Raw genomic sequence first — 19,539 nt, 5'->3', positions numbered from 1 at the left:
TACAATGGACGATAACAAGGAAAGTTCGGTCAGGCAATTTCTGGAGCTCCTCAAAAAATCAAAAAGGGGAAAACTGAAAATTTATATCGGCATGAGTGCCGGTGTGGGTAAAACCTATAGGATGCTACAGGAGTCGCACAGCCTGCTGCGGGCAGGAATAGGTGTGCGTATCGGCTATATCGAAACACATCAACGGGTCGAAACGCATGCTTTATTGGCCGGGCTTCCTGTAATTCCCAGAAGAAAAATCTTCTATAAGGGTAAAGAGCTGGAAGAAATGGATGTTCAGGGTATTCTGAACATCCATCCCGAAGTTGTGATTGTGGATGAACTGGCACATACCAATGCTGAAGGCAGCAAAAATGCCAAGCGTTGGCAGGATGTGTGTGATTTACTCGAAGCAGGAATCAGCGTGATCTCAGCAGTTAACATCCAGCACCTGGAAAGCATCAATGAAGATATTGAGCAAATTACGGGCATTGCAGTTACGGAAAGGATTCCTGATAAAATCCTGGAGCTTGCTGATGAGATCGTGAATATAGACCTGACAGCCGATGAGTTGATTACCCGTTTAAAAGAAGGGAAAATTTACGACCAGAGTAAAATTGAGCGTGCACTGAATAATTTCTTTCAACCTGAGCGGATTCTGCAACTGCGTGAGCTTGCCCTCAAGGAGGTTGCGCATCAGGTAGAGCGGAAGATCAGTATAGAAATACCCAGTCAGATTAAGCTGCGTCCGGAACGTTTTTTGGCTTGTATCTCTTCTAATGCTGAAACAGCAAAAGTGGTGATTAGGAAGACAGCGCGACTGGCTTCTTACTACCGTTCGCCCTGGATTGTGCTCTATGTACAAAGCAGCAAAGAAAACGGGGATAATATCCGACTTGATTTGCAGCGGCATCTGATCAATAATTTTAAACTGGCAACGGAGTTAGGTGCAGAAGTTATAAAGGTTAAAAGTGACGATGTAACGCAAAGCATCATTCAATTGGCCAAAGAAAAAGAAGTGACAACGATCTGCATTGGCAAGCCTCACCTCAATTTGTTTCAGGTGATCATGCGAACCGCTATATTTAACCAATTATTAAGGAGCATTGCCGAACGGGATACTGACCTGATCATTTTAAGTTAAAATCATGAAAATAAAAACCAAACTCCGTTTAGGCTTCGGATTTCTGTTCGTTGTTGTACTCTTTTTCGGGGCCATATCACTGTTCTATCTGAACGAAATTTCGGGAAGTGCTAAAGTTATTCTGAAAGACAACTACAAGACACTGAAGTATACTGGTGCTATGCGTAAGTTGCTGGATGAGCACGACCTGCCTTTGCAGCAAAGTTTGATTGCTGATTTTAAGGCGCAACTGGCATTAGAACAGAAGAACATCACCGAAAAAGGTGAAAAAGAGGCTGTTGTACATCTTGAAAATACCTTTAAAACCTTAGAGAGTTCTGCTAGCTTAGCCGCACAGCAACGCGCAGTACGTATTATTCGAGCTGAGCTAAGGAATATTGAAGCTTTAAACATGAATGCTATTGTGCGCAAAAATGACGTAGCGCAAGCCTCCGTTAAGAAAGCAACACTATATCTCGTGTTCACTGCCTCACTCAGCATTTTAGTCTTATTTACCTTTATTGTCAACTTTCCGGGATTTGTTGCAGACCCGTTACAGGAATTTTCTGAGGCGATTAAAGCGATTAGCAGAAGGAACTATAAGCAGCGACTGGAGTTTAATAATAACGACGAGTTTACCGAATTGGCCGCCGCGTTTAACGGTATGACGGTACTACTTAACCAATGGGAAAATAGTAACCTCGCAGAAATCAAATCAGAAAAGCTAAGGATCGAAGCGATCATCGAACAAATGGATGACGCGATTATCGGGCTAAATGATAAAAAAGAGGTGCTATTTTTTAATAAAGTAGCAGGGCAATTACTTAACCTGAATCAGCAGCAAATTGTGGGGCAGAATGCAGAAAGCCTGATGCAAAAAAATGAACTCCTGAAGCGGATCCTTGAAAGCAAGAACAGTCAATCTAGCCTGAAAATCTTTGCTGATGAAAAGGAATCCTATTTCCAGTTGGCGAGTAAGGAGATTGTAATACCCAACTTTGAAGAACAGGAGAAGCAGGTGTTGGTTGCTTCGGGTGTATCTGCAGGGAAGGTCTATGTGCTTAGAAATATCACGCAGTTTAAAGAACTTGATGAAGCTAAAACCAATTTTATCGCTACAGTTTCTCATGAATTGAAAACACCACTTTCATCAATTAAGATGAGTTTAAAATTGTTGAATGATACCAGAGTAGGGGATTTAAACCAGGAGCAGACTGCCCTGGTAGAACATATCAGGGAAGATAGCGACAGGCTCCTGAAGATTACAAGTGAGCTGCTGGACCTGGCACAGGTGGAAACTGGTAACTTGCAATTAAACTTTGTAAAATCTGATCCGAGGCAGATCATTGATTATGCTATTGCTGCGGTTAAGTTCCAGGCAGAACAAAAGTCGATACAGCTGGAATTGATCAGCACAACTGGTTTAGGAATGGTGTATGCTGACGTCGAAAAAACAGCCTGGGTACTCGTTAATTTTCTGTCTAACGCTTTGCGCTATAGCGCAGAAAAATCCAAAGTGGTTATACAGGTATCCGAACAAGATAAGCAGATTGAATTTTCTGTTCGTGATTTTGGAAAGGGTATTGAAGATCAATATCAAAAACGTTTATTCGATAGATACTTCCAGGTGCCGACAGATGGAAACAATAAGTCAGGGTCGGGACTCGGCTTAGCAATATCCAGAGATTTTATTGAGGCTGAGCAGGGAAGGATCTGGGTTGAGAGTGAGCTTGGTGTGGGAAGCAAATTTTGCTTCTCGCTGCCAGTTGCAGAATAAAAATGCCCCCAAGTATTTCTTACTATTTGGGGGCATCGTAAATTCTGGATAGACTGTTTGATTTTTATTATAACGCAGTTACGCGTACTTCAATATTACCGCGGGTAGCCTTAGAGTAAGGGCAGGCTTTATGGGCTTTATCGGCCAGTGTTTGCGCTTCTTCTGTACTGATTCCGGGGATATGAACATCCAGTTCTGCAGAAAGTGCATATGCATTTCCATCTTTATTAAAAGACACCTGCACATTTACCGTTGCCTCTGTAGTATCGACGCCAGCAGTCTTGGCTACTGAGCCTAGAGCACCCAGGTAGCATGGGCCCCAGGCTGCTGCAAATAGTTGTTCGGGATTGGTTCCGCCACCTTGTCCACCCATTTCCATAGGTGTGCGGATATCAAAGTTTAAAGTACCGTCGCTAGATTTGATATGGCCATCGCGGCCACCGGTTGCTGTTACTTCAGCAGTATATAACTTTTCCATAATAGTATTCTGAATAGGGTAGTATAACAGATGAGCATCTGAATAGTTTGATGTTGTGTATACCAGATTGGAATTCTGATAAAAATTATCCGTGTAAATTTGAAATACGTTAATAATCAGCTATTAACTGGTTTTGTCCGTTAATTTTTGGTAACTTTTGAAAACTAATTAAGGTTATATCTGTTTACAGAGCAAATATGAAAGATAAATCAGCCACTTCAGGAAAAGGAAAATCAGATCTGCAGTTATTTATTGCCAAATTTGATCCCAATAAATTCAAAAGTCTAAGTAACGGTATCGAAATAAGGGGTGTTGTAGAGTTAGAGAAGACAATTCTAGCTGCGAAGTCCCTGATAGAACGTTTGGGTTACAACCTGGAAATCGTGAGAACAGCATCTATGGCAGCATACGGTGCTTTTGAAGTACGCGAACTCGCTGCTTAATCCTGATGGATAAAATTAGCTGGGGTGTAATCGGCTGTGGTAATGTTACAGAGGTTAAAAGCGGGCCGGCGTTTAATTTAGTGCCCAATTCAGAACTCATAGCAGTAATGCGTAGAGATGCAGCCAAGGCTGCAGATTACGCTGCCCGTCATCATGTTCCCAAATGGTACTCGGATGCTGCCGAATTAATAAACGACCCAGCTATAAATGCAATTTATATTGCGACGCCTCCTGCTTATCACGAAACGTATGCGCTCCAGGCTCTTGCTGCTGGAAAACACGTCTACGTGGAAAAACCTGTAACATTAAATGCTGCATCTGCGGCGCGTATTGCCGGAGCAGCAAAAAATGCAGTTGGAAAGTTAAGTATAGCACACTACAGGCGCGAACAGCCCATGTTTCTGAAAATTAAGAAGCTGCTGGCTCAGGGAATTATTGGCCCGATCAGATTTGCACAATTGCAATTATTTCAAACTAAATCGAATGATCTGATTGCTCCTTCAGAAAGTAACTGGAGGATGGAGCCAACGTTATCTGGCGGCGGACTATTTCATGATCTGGCACCACATCAGTTAGATTTGATGATTCATTTCTTTGGCGATATTAAAAAGGTCCAGGGCCTGTCCTTATCTCAGGATTCTGAATTTGGTGTTGATGATCTTGTAAGTGGACAATTGTTATTCGAGAACGGGGTGCTTTTTAATGGGATCTGGTGTTTTACGGTCCCTTGTGGGGAGGAAAAGGATATTTGCGAAATTACCGGGGAGAAAGGAAAAATCTCTTTTGCCGTATTTGGCAATGAAATCTCTGTTACTGTAAACGGCGAAGATGAATATTTTTCTTTTGAGCCACTGATCCATGTACAGCAGCCCATGATTGCAAAAGTTACCGACTATTTTTTAGGAAATGCCGATAACCCTTGCACTATTGAAGAGGCCATTAAATCTATGGCAATCATGGATATATTTACTGCTTAAAAAATTACGGAAGACAATTCTCGGTTCTTTTTAAAACGACGTTGTCATCATACTTTAAGGCCTTTTGATCTTTGAAAACAGATTTATTGCCTTTCGTCTCAGCGTCTCCATATCCTTCAACCATACCACCATCAACTTTCTTAAAAGCAACTTGTCTTTCTGATGTGGCGCCTTCAGAGTTAAACGTATAGTCTGCTACGAGTATACCATCATTATACTGACCGGTAAAGGTTCCTTTATTCTTGTCTTTTTCAGCGAAATTATAAATCAGACTTCCCTCAACCGCACTTCCATTGACAGATGTAACTGCCAATTGAATGGTGTCTTTTTTTATAACGGCGATATAGCAACCTTTTAATGGCGTCTCTATTGAGTCTGTAACAGTTGTTGTTACCTGTTCAACGGTTTTTTTCTCACTTGTGCCCGACGTGCAGCTCGATAAAATGGCGCCGCTGAGTAGGAGCGAGGCCAGGATTGTTTTATTTGCGTTTTTCATGGTATGTGTTTTCCAAAACCCATGCCAGATTGCTTTTTTGATAAGAGAACCTAACTTGACGGCCTAACCAGCTGGATTACTAACCATATTCGGAGCGTAACATGTTGCGTAAAAGGAACTATTTTTTGTACAAATTATAAATATATTTACTGATCTATAATTGATATGAAATCTGATCTTGAAGAACTGATCTTAGCTTACGAGCAGGAAAAAGCTGAACTTGAGCGGGATATTGCCAGGGATATTGCTGAAAGTGAATTTGAATATACTGCGTATAATCAGAAGGCGCTTTGGCGGGTAAATCGCAAGCTAGAACTGTTAAAAGACTTTCATAATCCCTATGCTTCGCGCATAGCTGAACAGGAACGGCGCATAACTTACCTTAAGAATTTTAGAAATAGTGCTGCAAACAAGTATGGTATAAGCGTTGAGCATAATATTGCTGAAGCTGAAGCCAAGATTCTGGCCATGAAACAAACAGTTCCTGAGCATTACTTTGACGGTCAGGAAATTGACGATGCACTTTTTAATCTGGTAGAACGTGGCAAGCCTTTTAAATTTTACTTCAAAAGTCGCCTGGATATTTACGCAAGGTTTCAGCTTAAGGACGCAATAATCATAATTACCTTAGGTTTCGATCAAACTGAAGAGATTGATCTTAGTGATCCTTTGATACACATGAAAAAGCTCAGCTCTTTGGGCTTTAATTTCATTAACAACCAGTGGGTTTCTGAATATCCGGTAATTCATTTTAAGGACGCCTGGGGGCTCAAAATTTTGCTTGCCAGAATGGTTTACGATGTTTTCTACCAAAACAGAGATTGGGATTCGGCAAGAATAGTGTACGAGTGATCCCTACATGCCTTTTGATGCATTGTCCTGCATAAACATATCGCTCATCTGTGCATACAATTCTGGGTGTTTGTGTTTAAACTGCTCTGGTTTTTCGAAGAAATATTCTGAAGCTACCGCAAAAAACTCCGCTTCATTTGTAATTGCGTACGGGTTGATGTCTGATTTGCCTTTTTCGATTTTTTGCATCTCCTGGTGTATCATTTTAAGCCAGGGTGCTGCATACTCATGTTTCAACAGCAATTCCGGGGTGCCATCCGTTGCGCCGTCCGACTTATCGATCAGGTGGACGAACTCATGGATCCCTACATTTTCTTTTCCTGCGGAAGCAGAAAATCCTTTCTGTAATGCTGTACGTGATAATACCATCTGGCCATTCATGTATCCCGAGCCCACCATACCGAGGATACTCCTTTCGGCACCTTCAAACTGAAAATCCTGGTCGAATGTGTCTGGGTATAAAATAACGTTTGTGAGATTTCTATATCTAAAGTCGCTAAAGCCAAAAATAGGAATGACCCCGCTAGCTGCAACTAACAGCCTGTCTGTGTCCGTAATATCTGTGCCTACGCCTTCAATTTTTACCTGACTCAAAAAAGCGGTAATAAGCGTCTCAAACCTGATCTTTTCCTCAGGGTTCAGATCCCGATAGTAAGGAATTGATGTTTCAAGCGATGAGGGAAGATTTTTTATAATCCCATCGGGCAAGGTGGTATTGGATTTTTGTTTTCTAAGTAAAAAAAAGCTCACTAATAAAGCTAAGGCAACAAGAACTAAGGTAAGCAGCATATCGTTTTTATTAAGCGTTAAGGTTACGCAATTATTGGCGCTTCCAATTGATCAAGTGCATTTAAAATTATTTTACAAACCTTCCGGATTTCTTTTTCATTAATGATCAGTGGCGGCGCTACACGTAAAGCTGTTTCACAATGGAGGAACCAATCAATAATGACGCCGGCATCACTACATAGGCGACTTACTTTCTCAACCTGATCAAAGGTGTCGAGTTGTAAGGACAGCATCAGGCCTTTCCCTCTTATCTCGCGAATAGCAGGGTGTACCAACAATTCGCGGAAGAGTTGTTCCTTATCATCAACCCCTTCAACCAATCGGTCTGTCAAGATAACCTCAAGGCTGGCAAGTCCGGCGGCGCATGACACCGGATGACCACCAAAAGTAGTGATATGACCTAAAATTGGATTTTCGGCCAGCACAGACATTACTTTTTGATCAGCAATGAAAGCACCAACAGGCATGCCTCCGCCCAATGCTTTGGCCAGTAACAGGATGTCTGGAACAATACCGAAATGTTCAAAGGCGAAAAGTTTTCCTGTTCGTCCAAAAGCTGCCTGGATCTCGTCAAGGATAAGTAAAGTACCGGTTTCCGTACAACGAGTTCTCAGCTTTTGCATGTAATCCTTTGTCGGAAATCTAATGCCAGCTTCGCCCTGAACGGTTTCAATAATTACGCAAGCAGTTTTTGTTGTGATCTTAGCGAGGTCTTCTGCTTCACCAAATCTGATGAAGCTAACATCGGGGAGTAAAGGTCTGTAAGCTTGTTTGTATTGTTCATTCCCCATCACACTCAATGCACCATGGGTACTGCCATGGTAAGCGTTTACGCAAGATATAATTCCCGATCTGCCGGTATACCGTTTAGCAAGTTTTAAAGCTCCCTCGGTAGCTTCAGTTCCTGAATTTACAAAATATACGTTATTAAGGCTTGGAGGAAGGACGGAAACAAGTTTTGCAGCGAACTTAACCATGGGGCTTTGGATATACTCACCATACACGGTAAGGTGGAGGTATTTGTCCAATTGTTTCTGGATGGCTTTTAATACTGCGGGATGCCTGTGGCCGATGTTGCTGACAGCAAATCCGGATACCAGATCAATATATGATTTTCCTTTTTTATCATAAATATAGATTCCATCGGCATAATCTATCTCCAGCATTTTTGGTGTAGTAGACGTTTGCGCAGTATTGAGAAGAAACAGTTGTTTGTTGGAAATCATGGAAGGGTAGTTAAAAACATGACAAAATTAGGTAAATTTCGCTCAGCTTTGACCATCGCAGGGTAAAACCAAATTGCTGATGGTTTTGTTATACCACTGTTTAAATTAAATTCCATGGCAAGCTTCTCAGATATTATTAAATCAGACAAACCAGTATTGGTAGACTTTTCGGCCGAATGGTGTGGCCCCTGCAAAATGATGGCACCAATCTTAAAACAACTTAAAGGAATGATTGGCGAAAGCGCAACGATTTTAAAGGTCGACGTGGATAAAAACCCGGCAGTTTCAAGTGAATATCGCATTCAGGGCGTGCCAACGCTGATTTTGTTTAAAGGGGGTGAAGTTAAATGGAGGCAGAGTGGGGTTGTGCAGGCTAGTCAGCTCAAAACACTGATCGACGGAGTACTTTAAATAGTTTTTGAAGTGTGATAATTATGCCCGAAATGGGTATTTATTTTCCCGGATTGCGATACGGGGGTCTTTTCTGCTGCGCGTCAATTTTTTCTGTTGAATATTTCACACAACCGGAAGCTATGAAATTTCTGCGTGCTCAGGCCATCCCTTTTAATCACGACTTTCCTTTATTTTAATATTATGATACGTCCACGTTAAAATTCTTTGCCAACGTATTTCTACGTGCATTGGGGTAGCTTTTGAATACTATTTTCTAACCTGCTTTTTTTTGCTTTAAAGAAAGTCTGAAACTTGGCCAATTGATGGCTATCTGATTGACAATAAGTTTAAAGAGCTACGTGCCAGAATTCTGTTTGTTGGTTTGCATTTTGTCTTACGCCTGCCGGATCGTGTGGGAGAAACTGTTTGACTAAGACTTAACAACCAGGAATTTGTGAATACTTTTACTTTAAGGCTATTTCTAAAAGCTACTATATTTATTTTAATAAGTTGCGGGGCTACGGCGTTTGCCCAAAGCATTACTCCGGGTACGATTACAGGATCACCATTTTGCGCAGGTTCAAATATCTCGGTTCCGTTTAGCTCCAGTGGTCTGTCCTTTTATAGTGACAACACTTTTTCCTTGCAGCTTTCTGACGCAAGCGGGTCATTCAATTCAGCAACTACGATAGGATCTAACAGAACCCAAACAACGGGTACAATTGTGGGAACAATACCAAGTACCATTACTTCGGGAACAGGATATCGTATCCGCGTAACATCAAGTAATGCCGGGTTTACTGGATCTTCCAGTGCAGCATTCGCTATTAACGGTGCGCCAAATGCACCCACAGTTACGAACCCTGCTGCATACTGTCAGTTTGCAACAGCAAATTCCCTGGCGACTAACGTAACCGTACCGGTTGGAACAACAGCCTACTGGGTTAGCGGAAACACAGCTACATTTACTACCTCCGAAGCATTTGATGGTGGTGGATATACACAGGCAAGCGATAACAAACGAACCAACTTTACTACTAGTGTTGCCAACACAACAATTATCTCTATTGACTATTTTATTCCAAGTTATCAGGGGGTTGCCGGTTTGGTTTTAGGGTTATACGATGCTAATGGTAATCTGATCACGCTGTCAGGCACCAATACCAACTATGCTAACCAACCAGGAGTTACTAAAATAACAAACCTGTTTAATTATACGCTAGCCGCTGCAGGATCGTATAGTATTGGGATCTATTCCGGTGGTGGAACAATATCATCTGAGAACTTTAGCGGCCCGGTTACTCAGGGTAGTTTAACGATGACATCTGCACCAAGCGGCAGACTTTTTAACAATATAAAGTATACTGTAACAGCAGCAAGTACCACACCACCAACAGTTTCGACGGCAACGACTGGAACTACAACTTATGGGGTGATGCTTAGGAATGCTTCCGGTTGTAACAGCCCGGTTTCAAATATTACGGTAACGGTAAATGCTTTGCCTACAGTTTCCGCGATCAGCGGAACATCTGCAATATGTGTCGGTTCAGGAACGACGTTTACAAATGCTACCTCTGGTGGAACCTGGAGCAGCAGTAATACTGCCATCGCCACTGTCAACTCTAGTGGCATAGTTACCGGTGTGTCTGTAGGAGCGGCAACCATAAATTATTCTGTAACGGCAAATACCTGTACCACTACACAAACGTATCCTGTTAACGTCTACAAAGTTCCGACAGCCTATACCGTTACAGGTGGTGGATCTTATTGCTCGCCGGGATCTGGTGTTGCAGTGGGACTGTCAAATTCTGAAACAGGAATGTCTTACCGCTTAATGTTAGATAATGCTATGGTGGGCAGTGCTGTGGCAGGCAATGGTTCAGCGATATCCTTCGGCATACAAGCAGGCATTGGAAATTATACCGTTGTGGCAGTAAATAGTGCAGGAACATCTTGTACACAAACAATGAACGGTTCTGCAACGATTTCCTTATCAAATGCGCCAAGTCCGCTTGCTGCGTTAAATGCACTTCCGCTAGCATCGAACTGGTTTGCCAACAATCCTTACAGCAATGTGAGTACAGATGGTGGATCAGGTTTATTCATCGCAAACACCGGGTCAGAACTTAGATTTGGTTACTCCCAGAACTATAAATCCCAAACAATCTGGTTATCTGAAAATGCTTCGGCAAGGTCTTTCGCTATTACTGCCGGACGATCCTATGTGGTGACGGTCGACTTTAAAAATAGTGGATTAAGTGGTAATAATCTTGCAAATAGCCTTGTTGCGGCCTTTGGCTCGCAAGTCATGCCTACGGGAAGCACATCAGCTAAACCAACAACGGTGTCTAACGAACCTTCATCAAGTGCCCTGGGATCAAGCGCCTATGTTAGCTTGTCTTTTACTATCACAGCAAGTTCAACGATTTCGAATGCATTCTTGTTTTTTACCCTGAACTTACCTGGTCAGCCGGATGGATCGCCAACGTTTGCCATCAAAAATTTAAAAATTACACCAGTTACTGATGCTATTTGTTCTGGGTCGGCAACGGCATTTACTTCTGGTCAAAATTCAGGAACCTATGCCTGGTATACAACAGAAACTGGTGGAACAGCAATATCCGGAGCTACAGGCAGTACGTATACTACCCCCGCTCTGACCAACACAACCCTGGTTCCCATAACTTACAGCTACTATGTGTCTGCTGTGGGGAGCTGTCCGAGTGTACGTGGAAGGTTTGACGTTGTAGTAAACCCGGTAGCTAACTTAACAACCACACAAACTTCACAAGCCTGTTCAGGCACGGCATTTACTTTTGTTCCTTCGGGTGTGCCTGTGGGTACAACCTATAAGTGGACTGCTCCTGTAATGAGCTCCGGAGTTACTGGTGGCTCTGCGCAAACGGGACAAGCATCATCAATCAGTCAGACGTTATCCGGCTCAGTCGGAGGTACGGCTACCTACACCGTAACGCCATTATCAGGAGCTTGTCAGGGTACAACTTTTACACTTGTTGTTACACTAACAAACACGACTTACATCTGGAAAGGTACCACGAGCAGTGTGTGGACTGACGCCGGCAACTGGACTTGTGCCGGCGTGCCACCTGCTAATCCGGTAAATCAAATTATCATTCAGGATGTTGCCAACAAACCTGTTTTAAGCGCGAATACAGTTGTTCAGGATCTCACACTTCAGGGGAATACAACACTGACAATAGGGGCATATGCACTGACGATTAATGGTGCCCTGAACGGAGCAACAAATTTAGTAGGTTCCAGTGCTTCTTCTTTAGCTATTGGAGGATCAGGTAATATGACACTTGGTTTTAATCAAGCTACAACAGCTGCGAGAACCCTTGCTAATTATACGCAAACCCGTGGAGCCACGGTAACGCTCGCTAACTCATTATTAATCAACAATACGGTTACGCTGACCGGCAATTCAAATGTTCTGGCATCTGCTGGAAACTTAACATTACTTGCTCCTACGGCTACCAGCAATGCCAACATTGGACCTTTAACAGGTACCTCCGCAGTAACCGGAGATGTGAATATTCAGATTTGGATTACCGGGGGGGCAACAAAATACCGCAGTACCAGGATGCTGTCCTCGCCAATAAACGATGCAGGTACCAATAAAACATTTTTTCAGCAACTCCAGAACTTTATGTTTATTACCGGGCCCGGTAATACAGCGAATGGGTTTGATCTTGGTGGTGCAAGTCAGCCCAATGCAGTTACGATGACGATGTACAATGAAACAAAATTACCTGCTGTATCGGCATTCGATGTGGTACCCAGTATTTTGACCGCAAATAAAAGCAGCATTGCGAAAGGGTATTTTCTGTTTTACAGAGGAAACCGCACAACTAATGCGAATGCCAAATTGAATGCGACGGCAAATGTATACGCGGTTCCGGAAACGCAATTGATGACCTTTGTCGGTCCCATAAATGCAGCTAACGTTAGTCCGATCTCTTTCCCGGTAACCAATTCAAATATTTCCGGCGATAGTTATAACGGCTATAATGCTTTAGGTAATCCTTTCCCATCGGCAATTTCATGGACTAAGTTGCAGGCAAACAACAGTACAATCCTGAGTCCTAATATCGTATCTATCATTATGCCTGATGGATTGGGTTTGGTAACAGTGAGTGGGGGCGTAGTGGTTAATAATCTGGATAACGTTAACGCCATGTTCATCCAGCCCGGTCAGGGCTTTTATGTCAAAGCAAATTCGTCGGGTAATGTAGTATTCAACGAAAATATTAAGGATGCGAGTATCTATAATGCCGGAAAGTTACTGGATGTTGAACCCAATACTGCAGTTGCTAATGTCGCCATTAAAACTAAGACCTCCGCGTGGGCAACAATTAACACGATTTCCGCGGTAAATAATACTGTTGCTACAGGAAACGAGTTGCTTAGAATTAACCTCGCTGATGACGAGAACATGAATGAAACCGCAGTGGTGTTTAAGGATGGAAATCTCGCTACTTATGGACAAGGAGATGCAATCTTTTTCTCTGGGAATACCGTAAGTATATCTACAATGACAAGTGATAACTATCAGATGTCAATTAATTTTATGCCTAAGCTTGACGAAGTACCCAATTTGAAAATAGCTGTTAACAGTACTGTAAGTGGCAACGTAAAGCTTAACTTTACTGACCTTAGTGCTGTGGCTACAAAAGCGGTCTATCTTAAAGATAATTATCTGAATAAGTCTGTCCAGATTACGACGGCACAATCGAGTTATCCTTTTTATATTGATAAAGCGGTAGCTTCAAGTTTTGGAACGGAGCGCTTTGTGCTTGATTTTGAAGAGCCTGTTTCGCCAGTTAAGTTAACGAGTTTTACCGCTGTTAAAAATGCGGCCAGCGTTGCCTTAAAATGGAGACCTGCTGCTGCAAGTACAAATACCTTTGAGTTAGAGCATGCTACTGATCTGGCTCATTTTTCTGTGATTAATACGGTTCAGGGTAATGGAAGTGCAACTTATGCCTATACAGACACAAAACCAGTAAAAGGAGATAACTTTTACCGCCTAAAAGAAAGTAATCCATATGGGGTTTCTCTTTATTCTGAAATATTAACTATTAACTTTGCAGAAGCCCTGGCTACCGATAATACGAAGTTGTTTACCATATACCCAAATCCTACAGCGAGAGAGCTCAATGTTAACTTTAAAGAGGATCTGCCAGTACAGCTAACAATATATGATTTAAAGGGAAAGCCTGTTTTGAAGGATACTTTCGAAGCGAAACAATTGATTAAAGAGAATATTAGTACACTTTTGAATGGCTTATACTTTGTGGAGCTGACAGACTTAAAAACTGGCAAAACCATAGGTGTTTCCAAGTTCTATAAATTATAGCCCGTGCCCGAATTTAAATTTATTATCCGACGACTTACCCTGCTCTTCATTCTTTTTTGTATTTCTAATTTGCGGGCAAATGCCCAGGCCTGCGACCCTGCAGTAGACCCTTTTTGCAGTGTTGACCCGGATAGTCCGGATGTACCCTTAGACGACCATGTGGTTTACCTGATGGCTGCGGGTCTGCTTATCGGAACAATTTATCTGCGTAAGCAGAACGCGAACAAAATATAAAACAAGCGGCAGTAATGGCTGTTCAAAAAGTTAATAGTCTTTTGAATTATCTTTTTACAAAGAGGGATTTGAATACTACCTTTCCGGTTTGCGAGTCTTTGACTTCGGCAATATAAACCCCTTCTTTTAAATTATTTACCGAGGTTTTTATCGGCTCATCTGAGCCATACAAAACTGTTTTTACTGGTTTGCCAGATAAGTCGAATATCGTGAGCCTCGCTTTTAGCGCTTCTAAATTGATACTGATGACGTCACTAGATGGATTTGGATATATACGGATAAGAGAACCTTCATTTTTGCTATAATTTAGGCTTCTTATTTCGGAATATACAGAACTCTCATCCTCAAATACTGTTTTTATCCGGTAGTAATTAAGTCCGCTTAAGGGTGATAGATCTGTGAAGCTATACGACCTTTTGGTGTTCGAATTTTGTGATGCCGGTATTGATGAAAGGTTGGTATAGCGCATACCATCTGAAGACCTCTCTACTTCAAATCTGTTTGTTGCCTGTTCCAGGTAGCTTATCCAGTTGAGGTCTGCGGTATTTCCATTTTTCTTTACAACAAAAGAACTCAGATTTATAGATTGTGGATCAGGTTCTTCCAAAACCAAAGTAAATCTTTCAGCTCCATAAGTTGCCGAAATTGTCCGGTCGATGGAAAACGTGTAAACAGGACTAGATTTGATGTCTGTTTCGGTATTTGAGTAGGCGTCTCTAAGTTTAGCCTTATAACGTCCTATTGTAGTTATATCGCTGAAATTCAATGTCATGTTGCCTGTAGTGGTAGCGTTTACATTTAACTTTACGGTTTTAACCTGACTGATCTCTGGTATGAAATTAATTGCATTGCTTTTCCCATCCAGACTTAATGTCGAAAGGGTTACAGTACCTCCGGCGGCGAAATACGCTGCATCATTTTCATCGAAATTGGGATCCATACCCGCTTTGAAAACAATAGCTGTTTCATCGGTTACCAGGGCAGCATCTTTTAACTGAATATGGAGTTGTATTGCGTCGTCAGTTGAGTTTGCACTTCCCGGATTTACCGCGCTTAATGTTCTTAGTTTGATTGTTTCTTGTCCGTCTGGTATTGAAAGTAAACGGTTTGGCACGCTGGTAACAGCCTTATAATTTTCGGAAAAAGTAAACGCACTCGTTCCTGCGGTCGTTTTTCTGGTGTAAAATCCCTGGCCGGGTTGAATGTATTGCGCTGCCAGGGCATCGCCGGTATTCACTACACTCACTGTAGTACCTACTTTCTTTCTTGACATCATGGCACCTCCAGGTTGTATGACCCTAAGTTCATTGGCAATGCCTGTACCGGGATTGCCGGCAACTACCAGGTCCCAGTCGATCGTAGCCGCATACGGGTTGCCCAACACATTGTAACCATTATTGGCATCATTGTTATTATTTGTGTTCCTAATTGTCACGCTGACATTACCCTGGTTAAGCGGTCCGGTAAACACTGCTGGAAAGCTTTCCGGTACATAATTGGCGGAAAGTTTAATAGAGTTTGCTGCTCCTGCAGTAGTATAGTTAGTCCTATCGCCCCTGAAAAAAAACAGAAAGCCTTCACCAGCAGGAGCCAAAGGGACAGCACCAGTTTTGAGACTTGGTATGTTTATAAATTGTGCAGCGCTGAGTAAAGCTGGTTCATTATACTTTGTAAGTACTACAGCAAATGGCTGTGCAGTGTTACCCGGATCAAAGCCATTTGCAGCTCCACCCGGTCCGGTAACAACTATATTTTTTTGCAGCTGCTGATACGTGCTATTTCCTGAAGTAAGTAGTGATGTCTCGTTGATTGCGGAGGAAAACATACGTGTGCCACGTTTCCCAGCTCCGCCTGTAAGCCAGGTCTCTACGCTTACGTTTCCGGCAATCGCCGATGTTCCTGTTAGCGCCGCAACATTTGAAATTGTGGTTGCTGTAGATTTTAAGGTGAGGATAACGGGACTTAGAATATTTAATTTGGTGTTGTTAGTCAGACTCAATACTCCAGTAACATCGAGTACTCCTGTGTTTAAATTGACCGTTCCACCTGCCGTATTGTTTCCTGTCAGGTTAACCAATGTTGTTTTTGTTGTTGTGCTATTATAATCCTGCGTATTACTTATCCCATTAAAAGTCAGAGATCCTGCGTTTCCGGTAATAATCCCGCTGTTATATACGTTACAACCAACGCTTAGCATTTTTGCATTTAAATCCAATGTAGAGCCGCTGGCAATGGAAAGGCCATAAACCGATAAAGGATTGCTCAATAGGACTGATTTCGAAGCGGGAATAATCACAGATACTTTGCCCGTTGCTGCTGGCAATTCTATCAGGTTCTGGGTATTGGTAGTCCAGTTGGCTGCGCTAAAAGGATCGTTACCATACGTGCCGGCAAAAGTATAAACCAGTCCTGGATAGCTCGATGCAGCTTTACCTTCTGCCTGCAGGGCACCAATTGCTGCGATCGACGCTGATGTTCCGCCGCTTGTTGTAGGGTTATTCTGATTTCTGTATTCCGTTCTGATCCAGTCAGCAGACTTATTGAGATTTGAAATGCGGATTTCATCAAGCGTGCCATTAAACCAGAATTGGTTACCGCCTTCACCAACGCCAAAGCTGAGTACAGTCCCTGTTCCCGGAGCGGCAATGCCTGTTCGTTTTTGCTTCTCCTCACCATTCACGTACATCGTTAAGGTTTGTGTTGTTGTTCCTGAGTAGACGCCTTGGACGTGATACCACGTGTTTGCAAGCACGGTTTGGGAAGTTCCTGTAACGTTGGCTAATCCGTCTCTATTCGGTGTTCCATCATTTTGATTCTCAGGTTTAGCACCATTGAGACCCATTTTGTAGCCAATCCCACCGCTTGTTTGGTTACTGATAATTTTCTGATCAGATGCAGGTGCTGCGGTGTTTATCCATGCTGAGAGTGTAAAAGGAGTTGAGGCCAGGGCGTATGCAGTATTTGCTGCGGCAACAATCTTTTGGTCTGTCCCGTTAAAGGTAAAGGCTTTTCCTATTTTTCCGGTCGACACAAAATTAGCTGACGACATTGTTGACGATACGGCTGCAGTTAGCGCCGATGTAGTGGCATCGTTTGTTGTACCTGTATATGTATTCTCGTCGAAGTGAAAAACAGCTTTATAGTCGCTGGGCCAAGTGCTGGAAGTCACGTTCACATCAGGTGTAGCCTTCCCAAATAACATGTTAACCAGGAGGTTGGATGCATTGCTGATGGAAGGTAGCTTTAACCAAACCACTAACGTGCCCGTTGTTGGGTCATACGTATCGATATCAAAATTTAGAGCTGTACCTGTGCTGCTCGTAAAAGTAATATCCGCACCTATATTGGAAAGCACTTTTCCAGTAGCGTAGCCGGTTGTTGTGAGGTTGCATAAAGCTGTATTTAGCTTCAGGTCGTTATCCTGAATGCTTAGTAAGTAAGGGAAATTTGTTAACGTTGCTGTTCCGCTAACAATGTTTTTTGTATTTAGCGTAATGGTTTTTTTATAGGCATAACCGTTGAAGGCGGCTGCCGTGCCCACCTTTATTTCGTCGGAAGTAAGCTCCCGGTTTGAGATCTGGATGTCATCAAGGGTTCCGGTAAAATAATCCGAAGTGATAATACCGACAGGTGTGCTCGTTCCCGACAATCCCTCTAAAGAGTTGGTATTGTTTCCCTTCCAGTTAGTAAGCGCATCGTATCCGAAGCGCCAATATCCCTGAATCCCCTGTGCCGCGGTAGTTGCGGCGCTTGCTGCCTGAAGCACACCATCAACATACAGCTTCATCCCTGTGGATGATAGCGTTGCAACTACATTATGCCATACATTGTCATTATAACTGGAAGCGGTATTGATAATCTTTATTGCGTTATCGTAAACGCCAAAATAGAGTTTACCCGCATCGCTCATGTAAATATGCTTATCAAAAGTGGCATTTGATCCGGTTTGATTACCTCCAAAGCCAATCAGTTTCCCTCCAGTCGCAGTATTTGTTTTAAACCACAAATTCAGGGAAAATGCAGTCGGAGCAGGGTAGGCTGTTCCGCCCTGATACATGTAGTTTGAACCACTAAAATAGTATGCGCTATTTGCTGCACCAAATCGATCCAGTGTCAAAGCAGGAGCAGCCACAGAAACAGCATTTCTAGCCCCGGAGATTACCTCATTGGAATTTCCATTGAACGGATAATAGAGCACGAGTCCAGAGGTAGCTGTACTAACCGTTGCCTGGGTGCCTGTAAGTGGTGCTGCGTTTAAGCTTTCCCTGATTGAGTAGGTTCTGAAATAATAAGTAGTTCCTGCGGCGAGGCCTGTAGCATTGAATGTTGTCGCGCTGGCAGATGTTTTTCCAACATAGCTGAAAGTAGTATTGTCTGTAGATCGATAAATAGCAAAGCCGGCATCGTCGGCGCTATTGTCTGTCCAGTTTAGCGTGATCGAAGTACTGGTTACATCAGTAAAAAACAGATCGGTGGCTGCGGCAACGGCAGAAGGAGTGAATGAATAAGACTGGTTATTGCCTGGATTTGGTGTGATGGTGGTTGTCTCTGTTGCGGAGCTAACAGTTGGCGCCGTACCGGAATTATTTAGCGATAGGAAAGACCCGGCACTGGTGGCAGAATTGCTGTTGATACCAATGGATGCCGAGACATTTGTGGTGGCAGCATTAGGTCTGTTATAAAAAAACTGTATCGTTCCAGACGTTTCTGACAGCCTGATTTGCATCGGGAAAACATTTACCCCAGCCGAGGTACGGATGCTTGAATACTGAACGGTGAATATTCTATTGGGAGCAGTTCCACTGGTTTGGTAGGAAACCAATCCGGCATTGTCCAATACCATATCGTCCCAAAAAGGCGCCAGCATTGGTCGCTGACCGGTAGCGAGATTATTCAGGAGCTGATAATTATTGTCGGGCACCACATCATTGCCTAAAACCAGGAATCCATTGGTAGCTGCAGAGATCGTCGTGTACCTGGAACCCATGTACCAAAAATCAAAACCAATTGGTAACGCATTATATGCACCATTATTTAAATCGCCGGTCAGCGTGCCCGCCACTGCTGGCGCAGATAGTGCAGAATAGGTCGAAATTGAAGCGTTAAAAGCGTAATTGGTCATATTTTGACCGTAAACACTTGTAGATATGGAAATGAACAGGAAGAGAAAGAGCTTGATTAGTAGTGTGTTATTAAAGGATGTGCGCATTGATAAATTTAAAATAGCTGCTGGCAAATATAGGCTCTATGCCCTGTTAAACGCTGTTTTGTCTTCAATAGCTACGTATTGGGCTGACGATCAGATGTGGTTTGGTCAAATAAATATTCAGTCTGTTCATTTTTAGCACTGTGTTCATATCGTTCATAAATGGTCTGAATGAAT

The 19,539-nt window shown here is 42.8% G+C and carries 13 protein-coding genes; 8 read left to right on the top strand and 5 right to left on the bottom strand.

Annotation, left to right across the window (positions count from 1 at the left end; all coding sequences use genetic code 11):
- Positions 1-4 precede the first annotated feature (4 nt).
- Entirely contained in the window at positions 5-1,132 is a 1,128-nt protein-coding gene (locus tag CLV32_RS10500; protein WP_133555156.1) for a sensor protein KdpD, read from the top strand.
- Between the two features lie 4 nt (positions 1,133-1,136).
- Complete coding sequence (locus tag CLV32_RS10495; RefSeq protein WP_133555154.1) at positions 1,137-2,888, top strand: HAMP domain-containing sensor histidine kinase; 1,752 nt, start codon at positions 1,137-1,139, stop codon at positions 2,886-2,888.
- A 67-nt stretch (positions 2,889-2,955) separates the two neighbouring features.
- On the opposite strand, the gene CLV32_RS10490 is transcribed toward CLV32_RS10495, so the two are convergent.
- Complete coding sequence (locus CLV32_RS10490; RefSeq protein ID WP_133555152.1) at positions 2,956-3,366, bottom strand: organic hydroperoxide resistance protein; 411 nt, start codon at positions 3,364-3,366, stop codon at positions 2,956-2,958.
- A 197-nt stretch (positions 3,367-3,563) separates the two neighbouring features.
- On the opposite strand from CLV32_RS10490, the gene CLV32_RS10485 reads away from it, so the two are divergent.
- Both CLV32_RS10485 and CLV32_RS10480 read left to right on the top strand, forming a co-directional pair.
- Positions 3,564-3,809, top strand: a complete 246-nt coding sequence (locus CLV32_RS10485) for a hypothetical protein (protein ID WP_133555150.1) — start codon at positions 3,564-3,566, stop codon at positions 3,807-3,809.
- A gap of 5 nt (positions 3,810-3,814) precedes the next feature.
- Positions 3,815-4,786 carry a Gfo/Idh/MocA family protein gene (locus tag CLV32_RS10480; protein ID WP_133555148.1) on the top strand — a complete coding sequence of 324 codons (972 nt, stop codon included), beginning with the start codon at positions 3,815-3,817 and terminating at the stop codon, positions 4,784-4,786.
- Between the two features lie 4 nt (positions 4,787-4,790).
- Here the strand turns inward: CLV32_RS10480 and CLV32_RS10475 are convergent, their stop codons facing one another.
- Positions 4,791-5,282 carry a hypothetical protein gene (locus tag CLV32_RS10475; protein ID WP_133555146.1) on the bottom strand — a complete coding sequence of 164 codons (492 nt, stop codon included), beginning with the start codon at positions 5,280-5,282 and terminating at the stop codon, positions 4,791-4,793.
- A 165-nt stretch (positions 5,283-5,447) separates the two neighbouring features.
- On the opposite strand from CLV32_RS10475, the gene CLV32_RS10470 reads away from it, so the two are divergent.
- Entirely contained in the window at positions 5,448-6,134 is a 687-nt protein-coding gene (locus CLV32_RS10470; protein WP_133555144.1) for a hypothetical protein, read from the top strand.
- A 3-nt stretch (positions 6,135-6,137) separates the two neighbouring features.
- Here the strand turns inward: CLV32_RS10470 and CLV32_RS10465 are convergent, their stop codons facing one another.
- Positions 6,138-6,923 (bottom strand): M90 family metallopeptidase, encoded by a 786-nt coding sequence (locus CLV32_RS10465; protein WP_133555142.1) that lies wholly within the window; start codon positions 6,921-6,923, stop codon positions 6,138-6,140.
- Positions 6,924-6,946: 23 nt separating this feature from the next.
- Positions 6,947-8,149 carry an aspartate aminotransferase family protein gene (locus tag CLV32_RS10460; protein ID WP_133555140.1) on the bottom strand — a complete coding sequence of 401 codons (1,203 nt, stop codon included), beginning with the start codon at positions 8,147-8,149 and terminating at the stop codon, positions 6,947-6,949.
- A 114-nt stretch (positions 8,150-8,263) separates the two neighbouring features.
- Between CLV32_RS10460 and trxA the strand changes: the two genes are divergently transcribed.
- From trxA to CLV32_RS10445, 3 genes are all read left to right on the top strand, one after another.
- A complete protein-coding gene (trxA, locus tag CLV32_RS10455; protein ID WP_133555138.1) occupies positions 8,264-8,560 on the top strand; it encodes a thioredoxin in 297 nt (98 codons plus the stop codon).
- Between the two features lie 436 nt (positions 8,561-8,996).
- Positions 8,997-13,922 carry an Ig-like domain-containing protein gene (locus CLV32_RS10450; RefSeq protein WP_133555136.1) on the top strand — a complete coding sequence of 1,642 codons (4,926 nt, stop codon included), beginning with the start codon at positions 8,997-8,999 and terminating at the stop codon, positions 13,920-13,922.
- Positions 13,923-13,925: 3 nt separating this feature from the next.
- A complete protein-coding gene (locus CLV32_RS10445) occupies positions 13,926-14,156 on the top strand; it encodes a hypothetical protein (RefSeq protein ID WP_133555134.1) in 231 nt (76 codons plus the stop codon).
- Between the two features lie 46 nt (positions 14,157-14,202).
- On the opposite strand, the gene CLV32_RS10440 is transcribed toward CLV32_RS10445, so the two are convergent.
- The gene (locus tag CLV32_RS10440) at positions 14,203-19,365 is read right to left on the bottom strand and encodes a DUF2341 domain-containing protein (RefSeq protein WP_133555132.1); all 5,163 of its coding nucleotides are present in this window, start codon (positions 19,363-19,365) and stop codon (positions 14,203-14,205) included.
- Between the last annotated feature and the right edge of the window lie 174 nt (positions 19,366-19,539).

The sequence above is a fragment of the Pedobacter duraquae genome (genome assembly GCF_004362245.1).
Taxonomy (GTDB): domain Bacteria; phylum Bacteroidota; class Bacteroidia; order Sphingobacteriales; family Sphingobacteriaceae; genus Pedobacter; species Pedobacter duraquae.
This window is presented reverse-complemented; position numbering and strand designations above follow the sequence as displayed.

What these genes read in the sequence shown, in the direction of transcription:
- CLV32_RS10500 (WP_133555156.1), top strand. Translation starts at nt 5, where the DNA reads ATGGACGATAACAAGGAAAGTTCGGTCAGGCAATTTCTGGAGCTCCTC.
- CLV32_RS10495 (WP_133555154.1), top strand. Translation starts at nt 1,137, where the DNA reads ATGAAAATAAAAACCAAACTCCGTTTAGGCTTCGGATTTCTGTTCGTT.
- CLV32_RS10490 (WP_133555152.1), bottom strand. Translation starts at nt 3,366, where the DNA reads ATGGAAAAGTTATATACTGCTGAAGTAACAGCAACCGGTGGCCGCGAT.
- CLV32_RS10485 (WP_133555150.1), top strand. Translation starts at nt 3,564, where the DNA reads ATGAAAGATAAATCAGCCACTTCAGGAAAAGGAAAATCAGATCTGCAG.
- CLV32_RS10480 (WP_133555148.1), top strand. Translation starts at nt 3,815, where the DNA reads ATGGATAAAATTAGCTGGGGTGTAATCGGCTGTGGTAATGTTACAGAG.
- CLV32_RS10475 (WP_133555146.1), bottom strand. Translation starts at nt 5,282, where the DNA reads ATGAAAAACGCAAATAAAACAATCCTGGCCTCGCTCCTACTCAGCGGC.
- CLV32_RS10470 (WP_133555144.1), top strand. Translation starts at nt 5,448, where the DNA reads ATGAAATCTGATCTTGAAGAACTGATCTTAGCTTACGAGCAGGAAAAA.
- CLV32_RS10465 (WP_133555142.1), bottom strand. Translation starts at nt 6,923, where the DNA reads ATGCTGCTTACCTTAGTTCTTGTTGCCTTAGCTTTATTAGTGAGCTTT.
- CLV32_RS10460 (WP_133555140.1), bottom strand. Translation starts at nt 8,149, where the DNA reads ATGATTTCCAACAAACAACTGTTTCTTCTCAATACTGCGCAAACGTCT.
- trxA (WP_133555138.1), top strand. Translation starts at nt 8,264, where the DNA reads ATGGCAAGCTTCTCAGATATTATTAAATCAGACAAACCAGTATTGGTA.
- CLV32_RS10440 (WP_133555132.1), bottom strand. Translation starts at nt 19,365, where the DNA reads ATGCGCACATCCTTTAATAACACACTACTAATCAAGCTCTTTCTCTTC.